Annotated in this window: 8 protein-coding genes; all 8 read right to left on the bottom strand. The window is 69.7% G+C overall.

Translation table 11 applies throughout. From position 1 onward, the window contains the following. The 8 genes from AC060L_RS04600 to AC060L_RS04635 all read right to left on the bottom strand — a co-directional run bounded on the left by AC060L_RS04600 (window position 1) and on the right by AC060L_RS04635 (window position 11,298). Entirely contained in the window at window positions 1-1,269 is a 1,269-nt protein-coding gene (locus tag AC060L_RS04600; RefSeq protein WP_483797141.1) for an RNA-guided endonuclease InsQ/TnpB family protein, read from the bottom strand. 202 nt (window positions 1,270-1,471) lie between these two features. Further along, window positions 1,472-2,914, bottom strand: coding sequence for a group II intron reverse transcriptase/maturase (gene ltrA, locus AC060L_RS04605; RefSeq protein WP_483797142.1), 1,443 nt, complete (start codon window positions 2,912-2,914; stop codon window positions 1,472-1,474). A 715-nt stretch (window positions 2,915-3,629) separates the two neighbouring features. Then, window positions 3,630-5,600, bottom strand: coding sequence for an endolytic transglycosylase MltG (gene mltG, locus AC060L_RS04610; RefSeq protein ID WP_483797144.1), 1,971 nt, complete (start codon window positions 5,598-5,600; stop codon window positions 3,630-3,632). A gap of 184 nt (window positions 5,601-5,784) precedes the next feature. After that, window positions 5,785-7,062 carry an endolytic transglycosylase MltG gene (mltG, locus tag AC060L_RS04615; protein ID WP_483797145.1) on the bottom strand — a complete coding sequence of 426 codons (1,278 nt, stop codon included), beginning with the start codon at window positions 7,060-7,062 and terminating at the stop codon, window positions 5,785-5,787. A 139-nt stretch (window positions 7,063-7,201) separates the two neighbouring features. Continuing rightward, window positions 7,202-7,693 (bottom strand): Holliday junction resolvase RuvX, encoded by a 492-nt coding sequence (ruvX, locus tag AC060L_RS04620; RefSeq protein WP_483797147.1) that lies wholly within the window; start codon window positions 7,691-7,693, stop codon window positions 7,202-7,204. Further along, on the bottom strand, window positions 7,693-10,362 hold the full coding sequence (gene alaS, locus AC060L_RS04625) for an alanine--tRNA ligase (RefSeq protein WP_483797148.1): 2,670 nt from the start codon (window positions 10,360-10,362) through the stop codon (window positions 7,693-7,695). The genes ruvX and alaS overlap by 1 nt, the downstream gene beginning before the upstream one ends. A 15-nt stretch (window positions 10,363-10,377) precedes the next feature. Continuing rightward, a complete protein-coding gene (locus AC060L_RS04630) occupies window positions 10,378-10,815 on the bottom strand; it encodes a DUF6167 family protein (protein ID WP_483797150.1) in 438 nt (145 codons plus the stop codon). A gap of 6 nt (window positions 10,816-10,821) precedes the next feature. Further along, window positions 10,822-11,298: a DUF948 domain-containing protein gene (locus AC060L_RS04635; protein ID WP_483797152.1), complete on the bottom strand. Its 477-nt coding sequence runs from the start codon at window positions 11,296-11,298 to the stop codon at window positions 10,822-10,824. Between the last annotated feature and the right edge of the window lie 18 nt (window positions 11,299-11,316).

Genomic DNA, 11,316 nt, shown 5'->3' on the forward strand with positions numbered 1-11,316 from the left:
TCAGCTTGACTCGGCCGTAAACGACCGGGTTTGGAGGTAGGGCACGGCTGGCTGCCGCGTGTCCTCCTCCGTCTGAGCCGCCCATGGGGTGGCTGGGACGCGTGACTCACGCCCCGCGATCCACACTCTCTCGCCCTTGCGGGCGATATTGCGGGACGCTCCCCCAGCCTTCGGCCGGGAGGTGCCCCCATGATCCGCGTGCATCATGACGCCGCAGGCGCGGCACGCGAACTCCGATTGTGTCGCCCGGTTCTTCCGTTCGACGTGGTGGCACTCGGAACACTGCCGGCTGGTGTACGCCGGATCGACGTACACCAGCGGCACTCCGGCCCGCTTCGCCTTGTACTCGACGAAGGAGGCGAGCTGGCGGAAGCTCCACGAGTGCAGAGAGGTCCGCTGGTCCTTGCGGAGCCGTACCCGGCTTCGGATGCCCGTGAGGTCTTCCAGGGCGATACCCGTGCCGGTGCGTTCAGCGGTGCTGACAACGGTCTTGGAGATGATGTGGTTCTGGTTGGTGGTGTGCCGGGTCTCCTTACGGGAGCGCTTCTTGAGGAGGCGCTTGGCTGACTTGGTGCCCTTGGCCTGCAACTTCTTCCGCAGGTCGAGCTGGCGCCTGCGATGGCGGTTCAGGCCTCGCCCAGCCGCTTGGAAGCCGGTGCTGGTGGTGGCGATGTTGACGATCCCCAGGTCCACACCGAGAAAGCCCGAAGGGTTCTCGTTCAACGGGACCTCGGGGACCTCACAGGTGGCAATCAGGTAGAACACGCCATCGCGCTGGACCAGGTCGGACTCGCCCTGCCGGTGACCGCGCAGAGTCTCCAAGGCGCCTGGGGAGCACGCGAACCGCACGCCCTTGAGACGTCCGGCCGTGGTCCAGATGCTCACGGTCCGGGCATCCAACTGCCAGGACAGACAGCGGTCATCGAAGGGCTGTGCGGCGTCCTGCCGGAAGGCGATCGGCTTGGACTCCGCCCTGATCCGGCGCCTTGAACCCGGCTTGCCGAGGTGCCCGGCCCGGATGTTCGCCTTCAGCGCGGTGTAGGCATCGCGGACCTTCTTGATCACGTGTTGTGCCGCCTGCGCCCCCAGCCCACGGGCCTTCAACTCAGCATAGGTGTGCTTGCGCAACTCGTACTCACGCGGCACACCGCGCTGGAACGCTACCCCCGACACCCAGTTCGCCGCCTCGTTGACCGTACGCAGGGTGACTGACAGTGCGGTGGCCTGGTCGGCCTCCGGTATCAGCTTGACCTTCACGACGACCTTCACAGCGGTGATCGTATTGATCCATGGCACCGCACCGGGAGCCAAATCCGAATATCCGCAAAGGTCGTACGGTCCTATAGTAGGGGTCGGACCGGGGCGCGGTACTGGCTTTGTGACCAGCCCGTTTCCCCGGCCCGCCCTCCGCACCGGACATGCGACTCTCACCGCATCCGGCGCTCCACGGATTCCCGATGGGCCGCGCGATTCATGCCGTCGCGGTCTTCGCCCACGGTGTCGGGATGCTGTATCCGCGCCAGCGATAGCGGGTCACTTTCACCCGCTGCGGAACGAACAGCGTGATCCCGTCCTCCTCGGGCCGCCAGCCGGGTTCACCGGTCAGGTATCGGCGCCGCAGAGTCCTCCAGTCGATCCCGGGGTGCTGCTTCCTCAGCCACAAGGTGACCCGACGCCAAGTGAAGTCGTCGAGATAATGGAATGTGGCCGTGGACGCCCCGAACCGGAAGTAGTAACACCACCCCCGCACCGCCGAGTTGATCTGACGGAGCAGGTCGGCGAGGGTTCGTTGACCTCTCTTGTTCGTCACCGCCCGTACCTTGTCCGTGATGGAGGCCAGCGCCTTCTTCGACGGGTAGGTGTAGACGTAGTACTCGCTGGTACCTCTCTTACGCCTCCGCTGGATGCGGAAGCCGAGGAAGTCCAGTCCCTCGTCGATGTGGCAGACACGGGTCTTGGCCTCGGACAGGCGAAGCCCCAGCGGGGCGAGCGCTGCCGCGACCTCCTCCCACAGCGCGTCCGCGTGTGCTCGGGTGCCACACACCATGATCAGAAAATCGTCCGCGTAGCGGACGATCCGGTAGGTGGCGCCTCCGCGTCGGCGGTGAGCTGTCCGCCTGCCGCCGCTGCCATGAGCGTCCCACTTGGCGCAGAAGTGTTCATCCAGCGCCGAGAGGGCGATGTTGGCCAGCAGCGGTGAGGCGATGCCGCCTTGGGGCGTGCCGGTGTTCGTGTCCCTGGTCGTGCCGTCGGAGGACATGATGCCCGCCTTCAGGAATGCCTTGACCAGGGTGAGAACCCGCTTGTCCTCGACACGTCGGCGCATCCGTTCCAGGAGAGCGGAGTGTGCGATGTTGTCGAAGCACGCTTCGATGTCCGCGTCCAGCACCCAGTGGTAGCCCTTGGTGCCGAAGTGGTGGACCTCGGCGATCGCGTCATGGGCCCGTCGTTCGGGGCGAAAGCCGTAGCTGACCGGCTTGAAGGACGCCTCGAAGATCGGTTCCAGGACCAGTACGAGAGAGGCTTGCACGAGCCTGTCCATCGCGGTGGGAATCCCCAGCCTCCTGAGCTTTCCCCCGCTGCCCGGCTTGGGGATCATGCGTTCCCGCACCGGTAGTGGGGTGAACGTGCGGGCCTTCAACTGCTCCCGCGCGTTCTTCAGGAAGGCCACGATGTCGGCGCCGTCAGCGATGAAGGCCGGGATGACCCGGTCCACGCCGGCGGTGCGTGCCCCCTTGTTGCCCCTCACCCTCTCCCATGCAACCGTGAGGAAGTCGGGGTGATGGACGAGGTTGTAGAGATCATCGAACCTGCGGTCGGGATCATCGACCGCCCATTGGTGCAGCTTGGTCTGCATCCGTCGTACCCGCAGCCAGGCCCCGTCAGGGTCGGGCCACAGATCACCGGTGTTCACCAGCGTCTCCGTCCATTGCAGTTCCTCAACTACTTGAATCCGCTGGGCTGCTTCGCCATGTGGACGGCTTTCCCGCCCCCGGACTACTACCAGCCCTCCGCCCCATTCCGGGCCGTCGGCGGACGACGCGCCTTCCCGCCCGACACGCCTGGAGAGCGCGCTGGGACGAGAGCTCCGGGATGGTTCCCACGTTCACTGTGATCCGCTCGTCGGGTGAGGCGGCCAGCTTTGCCCCTGCGGCATCGCCACGGTTACGCCGCAGTCCTTCACCGTGGCCTCCCGACCGGCAAGATCAATCCGATCCAGGAGTTCCCGCCCGTATGGGCGGTGCGCACCGCGATCCAGCCCAGATCCACCGGGTTTTGAGCTGGCGGAGGTCTTGAGGGGCTTTACACCGCTGGTTCCTCGCGTCCACCTTCCCGTCTCGCTTGCCGGACCCGCACCGTCCGGTAGTGCCGGTGCGTCCCGTCGTTGTCGGGGCTGCTCTCCATCAGGCTCGGCCGACTCACCGAACCCGACTGCCCCCTGCTTCTGCCGTCCCGCTGCGACGGGACGACGGCGCGGGTCTCACACCCGCACGCGGATCACAGCGCCTCGTGGCGCACAACCTTTCACCTCCACTTGGTCTTCGCATCCAAGTACCGGCGCGGACCGTTAACCAACGAGATCCTCAAGCGCTGCGAAAAGATCATGCGCACCGTAGCTGACGCACTGATCAGGCGCAGTGCACCGCCTGCGCGTCGTACGCCTCGCCGTGCGAGGTGCAGTACTGCTTGACGTTCGCCGCGAACTCGTCCGACTTGACCGAGAACAGGGTCTGCGTCGGGCTCATCGCGATGAAGTACGCCCAGTCGCCCGGGGTCGGGGCCAGGACGGCCTTGATCGCGTCCTCGCCCGGGTTGGAGATCGGGGTCGGCGGCAGGCCCGGGTTGACGTAGGTGTTGTACTTGTTCGACCCGTCGTTGATCTGCGCCTTGGTCAGCGTCTTCGAGTTGAGCGAGTACTCCAGCGTGGTGTCCATCCCCAGCTTCTTGTGGGTGACGTCCGTGTTCAGCCGGTTGTAGATGACCCGGGCCATCTTGCCGAAGTCCGCCGTGTTGTTGCCCTCGGCCTGCAGGATGCTGGCCTCGGTCAGCACGTCGTACGCGGTCTTCAGACCGGCCTGCGGCGCCTGGGCGTCCAGGTTGAGCGAGGTGTACTCGGCGATCGCGTTCGTGACCATCTGCTTCAGCAGGTCCTCAGGCTTCATGCCCTGGCTGACCGAGTACCTGGTCGGCCAGAGGAAGCCCTCGGGGTTGTTGTTCGCGTAGGCCGGCAGGCCGAGGTTGGCCGCGTTCGCCTTCGCGGCGGCCGCGGTGCTGCCCGCCGGCAGCTTGAGCTTGGTGTCGATCAACGCGTAGATCTGGGTGGAGCTCTTGCCCTCGGGAATGATCAGCGAGTCGCCGCCGGCCTCGCTGACCATCATCGCCACGGCCGCGTCGCCTGACATCTGCAGGGCCATGTTGTAGTAGCCGGGCTGGAGCATCTTGCCGGCCTTGGTGTACGCGTTGTTGAACGCGCCGACGCTCTTCACCACGCCCGCGTCCTTCAGCACCTGCGCCATGTCACCGGCGCTGGAGCCGTCCTTGATCTGGATCTGCACCTTGCCGGTGCCGGCGCCGACGTAGTCGGCCGGCGGGCCGAAGGTCTTCTGGTAGAAGCCGTAGCCCCACCAGCCGGCGCCGCCGAGCCCGCCGAGCAGCACCAGCGTGACCACCAGGCAGGCGCCGCTGTTGCGCAGGCCGGACTTCTTGCCGTCCTTCTTGCGCTTCAGCTCGGCTTCGCGGCTGGTGTCCTCCGCACCGAGGAAGGACTCGTGCTGCTCCTCGCCCTCGGCGTGCTCGTCGGCCTCGACGTACTCGCCGTTCTCGTCGTACTCGCCCTCGTGCAGGTCCTCCGCGGCGTGCTCGCCGTCCTGGAAGTCCTCGTCGGCGTACTGGTCCTCGGCGTACTGCTCCTCGGCGTACAGCTCACCGTCGAACTGCTCGGTGGCAGCGCCGCCTTCGAGCCCGGCCTCCAGGGCCGCGGCCTCGGCCTCCCAGTCGATGCCGTCCGGGCCGGGGCCGCCGGCCGGCTGCGGGGCGACGGGCTGCGGGGCGTACTGCTGGGGCATCTGCTGCTGCATCGGCTGCTGCGGCATCTGCTGCTGCGCCTGCATGTGCTGGGTCGGCATCTGCTGCTGCGCCTGCATCTGCTGGTTGGGCATCTGCTGGTTCGGCATCTGCTGCCGGCCCGGGTGGCCCTGCTGCTGCGGCATCTGCTGCTGCATCGGCTGCTGGGGCATCTGCTGGAACTGCTGCGGCGGGTACTGCTGATACTGCTGCTGGCCCTGCCACTGCTGCTGCCCATAGGGGTCCTGCGGCATCGGCCCGCCCTGCGGCTGGAGGTGCTGCGGCTGACCCGGCTGCTGCTGCCCCAGCTGGTGCTGAACCGCCTGCTGCCGGCCCTGCGCGTAGGGGTCCAGCGGGACGTAACCCAGGTCGTTCCCGTACTCCGGGCCCTGCACCGGGTACTGCGCCTGCCCGTACGGATCCTGCGGGTGGTAGGCCTGCCCGTCCGGAGCGACCGCCTGCGGCGGCTGCTCACCGTAACCGGGCTCGGCGGGGTGCCACGGCTGGGAGCCGTAGCCCCGACCCTGATCAGTCATCGAATCCCTTAGGGCGGTGGGACGGGCGGTTGATCGGACCGGCCGTCCGGGACGACGTCCCGGCAGTGTCTCGAACCGGCGTGCTAGCGCAGCGCCTGACGGGAGACGTTACCGTACCGCACGGTACAGCCACCGGTCCTCACCTTGCGCAGGGTCGCCGCCGGGAGGCACCGCTCACAGTCCGTCAGCCCTTGCCGGAGCTGGGCGGGAGCGGGTTCGCGGCCTGGTGGGCGTTGAACTCGTCGACGTTTTTTCTGTGCTGTTGCTCACTGTCCGTGAACCGGGTGTCCCCGGGTCGGACGGTCACGAAGTACAGCCAGTCCCCCGGTGCCGGATTAAGCGCGGCCTGGATCGCGTCGTGCCCGGGGCTGTCGATCGGGGTCGGCGGCAGACCGGGGAACCGGTAGGTGTTGAACGGCGAGTCGAGCTGGGTGTCGACGGCTGTGGTGTGCAGCGATGTCCGGCCGAGCGCGTAGTTGATCGTGGAATCGAGCTGCAGCGGGAGCTTGCGCGCGAGCCGGTTGTAGATCACCCGGGCCACCTTCGCCATGTCGTCCGGGTTGTCCGCCTCGCCCTGGACCAGGCTGGCGAGCACCAGCAGTTGGTACGGCGCCAGTTGAACGCCGGGTGCCTGCACGCCGATCTGCCCGCCGATCTGCCCGCCGACCGGTCCGCCGGCGGGCTGGCCGCCCTGGCCGGCGTCCGCGAGGTCGTCCGCGTCGTACTCGCCGCCGGCCTGCCGGACCATCTCCTGCAACAGGCCGAGCGCGGTGGTCTCGCCGCTGACGCCGTAGGTGGACGGGAAGAGCAGGCCTTCCGGGTTGCCGCCCGCGTAGTCGGGCAGGCCCAGCTCGTCCCGGTGCTGCTCGGCGGTCTGCCGGGTGGTGCCGGCCGGCAGCCGCAGCCGCTGGTCGATGTAGGCGTAGATCCGGGTGGCCCGCCAGCCCTCGGGGACGGTCAGGCCGTTGGCGTTCACCGGATTGCCGAGCACGGTCAGCGCGGCGCCGGCCGACATCCGCAGCCGCAGCGGGTAGGTGCCGGGCAGGATCTGCTGCCCCGAGCCGTGCGCGGCGGCGTCGGTGAACGCCTTGACGCTGGCCACCACCCCCTCGCGCGCCAGGATCTGGCCGATCCGGGTCAGCCCCGCGCCCTGCGGGATCGAGATCTGCACGGCGTTGCCGCTCCCGGCGCCCGCGTAGTCGGCGGGCCGGGTGTGCAGGGCGCCGCTCAGCAGCCGCTCACCGCCGAGCACCACGCCGCCGACCAGTGTGGCGAGCAGCAGCAGGGTGAGCCCGCAGGCCAGACCAGTGCGGCCGCGGCGGTGTCCGGGCAGCTCGGGCTCCGGCTCCGGGCCGGTCTCGACCAGCGGCTCCCACTGCCGTGGCAGCTGGTAGGGCGCGGGCTCCAGCGGCGGCGCGCCGAGGTGACCCGGGGTCAGCCCGGGCGCCGAGTCCTGGTCCACCGGTGCCAGCCCCTTGCCTCGCCGATGCCGGAAGGCGCCGTGCGCGGCGCCCCGGGCCCGCCACCCCAGCGGAATGGCGTCGGGGCCCGTCCGGACGCGTCCGGACGGGCCCCTCGCACAGCACGCTAGGCCAGGCTGATCAGCTGATCGGCTCGACACTCTCGCCGGGTGCCCGACCGCTCACCCGTTCGGTCTCAAGCGCGCTCTGCAGGATCACCACGGCGGCCGCCTGGTCGATCGCCGAGCGGCCCTTCTTGGCCTTCACGCCCGAGGCGCGCATGCCGGCGGCCGCGGTGACCGTGGTCATCCGCTCATCGACCAGCCGGACCGGCACCGGGTAGAGCAGCATCGCCAGGCGCCCGGCGTAGCCGCGCACCTTCTCGGCGGCCGGACCCTCCTTGCCGCTGAGCGAGCGCGGCAGGCCGACCACCACCTCGATCGCGTCGTACTCCTCGACGATCGCCTTGAGCCGCGCCTGCGACCGGCCACCGGCGGGGACCGTCTCGACCGGCGTCGCGATCAGCCCGTCGGGGTCGCAGGACGCGACCCCGATCCGGGCGTCACCGACATCGACGGCGATCCGCCGGCCCCGGCGCCAGGGCTTGGGCTCCTGCGGGAGTTGGGACTCCATCAGGCGGAGCGCTCCGCGACCAGGGCGCGGACGGCCTCGATCGCCTCGCCGACGGCGGCCGGGTTGCTGCCGCCGCCCTGGGCGACGTCGTCCTTGCCGCCACCGCCGCCGCCGAGCGTCTTGGCCGCGGTGCGGACCAGCTCGCCGGCCTTGATGCCACGCGCGCGGGCGTCCTCGTTGGTGGCGATCACGGTCAGCGGACGGTCGTTCGCCACGGTGAAGGCGGCGACCACGGCCGGGCGCGAGCCCAGGCGGGCGCGCACGTCCAGCACGAGCTTGCGCAGCTCGTCCGCACCGACGCCGTCGGCGACCCGGGCGGCGACCAGCGCCACCCCGCGGACGTCCTCGGCGCCCTCGGCCAGACCGGCGGCCGCGGCCAGCACCTTCTCGGCGCGGAACCGCTCGATCTCCTTCTCCGCGTCCTTGAGCTTGGCGAGCATGCCGGAGATCTTCTCCGGCAGCTCCTCCGGGCGGCCCTTGACCAGCTCGGTGAGCTGGGAGACCACGGTGTGCTCGCGGGCCAGGAACTTGTACGCGTCCACGCCGACCAGCGCCTCGACCCGGCGCACGCCGGAGCCGATCGAGGACTCGCCGAGCAGCTTCACCAGGCCCAGCTGGGCGGTGTTGCCGACGTGCGTGCCACCGCAGAGCTCCTTGGAGAAGTCGCCGATGGTCACCACGCGCACGGCGTCGCCGTACTTCTCGCCGAACATCGCGATGGCGCCCTGCTTGCGGGCCTGGTCCATCGTCATGACCTCGGCGGTGACGTCGAGCTCGCGGCTCAGCACCTCGTTGATCTTCTGCTCGACGTCGACCAGCACCGTGCCGGGGACGGCGGCGGGCGAGCCGAAGTCGAAGCGGAACCGCCCGGGGGCGTTCTCGGAGCCGGCCTGGGCGGCCGTCGGGCCGAGCGCGTCGCGCAGCGCCTGGTGGGTCAGGTGGGTGGCGCTGTGCGCGCGGGAGACCGCGCGGCGGCGCTCGATGTCGATCGTGGCGTACGCCGCGGCGCCGAGCACGACCTCACCGAAGAGCACGCCGCCGGAGTGCACGACCACGCCGGGCACCGGCTGCTGGACGTCGCGGATCTCGACGACCGCGCCGGAGTCCAGGCGGATCCGGCCGTGGTCGGCGAGCTGGCCGCCGCCCTCGGCGTAGAACGGGGTGCGGTCGAGGATGATCTCGACCTCGTCGCCCTCGGTGGCGGCCGGCGCCGGGACGCCGTCCACCAGCAGGCCGACGACCGTGGCCTCGCCCTCGGTGCTGTTGTAGCCGGTGAAGACGCTGGCGCCCGACTTGTCGGCGACCTCGCGGTACGCGGCGACGTCGGCGTGGCCCATCTTCTTGGCCTTGGCGTCGGCCTTCGCGCGGTCCCGCTGCTCCTGCATCAGGCGGCGGAACCCGGCCTCGTCCACCTGGAGGCCCTGCTCCTCGGCCATCTCCAGGGTCAGGTCGATCGGGAAGCCGTACGTGTCGTGCAGCTTGAACGCCTGCTCGCCGGAGAGCACCGCGCCGCCGGCCTGCTTGGTCTCGGTGACGGCGGTGTCCAGCAGGTTGGTGCCGCTGCGCAGGGTCTGCAGGAAGCTGGCCTCCTCGGCCACCGCGACCGTCTCGATCCGCTTGCGGTCGCTCTCCAGCTCCGGGTACTGCGGACCCATCGCCTTGATGCTGATGTCGGTGAGCTCCTTGGCCACCGGCTCGGTCGCGCCGAGGAGGCGCATGTTGCGGATCGCGCGGCGCAGGATGCGGCGCAGCACGTAGCCGCGGCCCTCGTTGCCGGGGGTGACGCCGTCGCCGATCAGCATGACGGCGGTGCGGATGTGGTCGGTGACCACGCGCAGCGAGACGTCCGTCTTGTGGTCGCGGCCGTAGTCGTGACCGGTCAGCTCGGCGGCCCGGTCCAGGATCATCCGGCTGGTGTCGATCTCGAAGAGGTTGTCGACGCCCTGCAGGATCGCGGCGAGGCGCTCCAGGCCCAGACCGGTGTCGATGTTCTTGCTCGGCAGGTCGCCGAGGATCTCGAAACCGTCCTTGCCGTCGCCGTGGCCGCGCTCGTACTGCATGAAGACCAGGTTCCAGATCTCCAGGTAGCGCTCGCCGTTGACCGCCGGGCCGCCCTCCTCGCCGTAGGCGGGGCCGCGGTCGTAGTTGATCTCCGAGCACGGGCCGCACGGGCCGGGCACGCCCATCGACCAGAAGTTGTCCTTCATGCCCAGGCGCTGGATCCGCTCCGAGGGCACGCCGATGACGTCACGCCAGATCTGCTCGGCCTCGTCGTCGTCCTTGTAGACGGTGATCCAGAGCTTCTCCTTCTCCAGGCCGTAGCCACCGTCCGCGACGGAGGAGGTGAGCAGCTCCCACGCGAACTTGATGGCCCCTTCCTTGAAGTAGTCGCCGAAGGAGAAGTTGCCGCACATCTGGAAGAACGAGCCGTGCCGAGTGGTCTTGCCGACCTCCTCGATGTCCAGCGTGCGCACGCACTTCTGCACGCTGGTGGCGGTGGAGAAGCTGGGCTTGACCTCGCCGAGGAAGTACGGCTTGAACGGCACCATGCCGGCGTTGACCAGCAGCAGGGTGGGGTCGTCGGCGACCAGGGACGCCGACGGAACGACGGTGTGGCCGCGCTCCTCGAAGAAGCGCAGCCAGCGGCGGCGGATCTCTGCCGACTCCATGAGTGGTCCTTCCGGTTAAGGGTGCTTGTCCCGCCGCTGTTCGAGCTGACGGGGCTTTGACGCGATGATGTGGGGGGTGGTGGCGCTGCTGCGCGTCGGAGGCAGGGCGGCGACCGGGCTCGTGACGTTCGTGACGTCCGGCGAACCGGGGGCCGCCGAGATAGCTCGGTACTCACCGCCCCGGGCGCCGGCCGACAGCCGCCGGCGCGGCGGCTCGACCACCGCGCTGCCGTCCAGCCCGAGATCGGCGCGCAGCTGCTCCTCGCGCTCGGCCATGCCGGCCCTGACGTCCAGGGCGAAGCGTTTGGCCGCGTCGCCGAGCTGGATCGCGCCGCGGGTGGCAGTGCCGGAGAGGCTGTCCGGGGTGAGCCGGCGGGTGGCCTCGTTGGCCTTGTTCATGGCCCAGACGGCGGCGCCGGCGCCGACCGTCATCCAGAAGATGCGTCGAACCACGGTGCATCAGCCCTTCACGGCTCGCCGGACACGGGACAGCAGCCCGCCGCGCGGCGCGGTCGCCGCTCGGACCTCGGCGCGGATCAGCCTGGCCAGCGCCTCCTGCTCGGGGCCCTGCTGAGGGAGCGTCAGCGAACCCTGCTGCCTGCTCACGGCCTTGCGGACGCCGTAGCTGAACGCCGCGACCTTGACCAGCGGGCCGCCCAGGGTGGCCGCGACGGTCGAGGAGAGGGCGTTCGCGTTGGCGGCGGCGTCCTGCACGTTGGCGGTGATGTCGTCGACGCGCTCCAGCTGCTGGTGCGCGCTGCGCACCGCGGCGCTCGCGTCCACGAGCAGCGGGACGGCCTGCTCGGTGACGGCGGAGACCAGTACGGTGGCCTCGCGGAGCACCTTGGACAGCCGGACGAGCACGACGGCGAGCAGGGTGACCAGGACAACCCAGCCCACGGCCACCAGTAGGCCGGCCAGCTCTCCCACGGACACCGCTCGCTCCCTTCACTG

It is taken from the genome of Kitasatospora sp. NEAU-69, from assembly GCF_057158765.1.

Coding starts and splice junctions, on each gene's coding strand:
- alaS (WP_483797148.1), bottom strand. CDS start 10,362: ATGGAGTCGGCAGAGATCCGCCGCCGCTGGCTGCGCTTCTTCGAGGAG.
- mltG (WP_483797144.1), bottom strand. CDS start 5,600: ATGACTGATCAGGGTCGGGGCTACGGCTCCCAGCCGTGGCACCCCGCC.
- ruvX (WP_483797147.1), bottom strand. CDS start 7,693: ATGGAGTCCCAACTCCCGCAGGAGCCCAAGCCCTGGCGCCGGGGCCGG.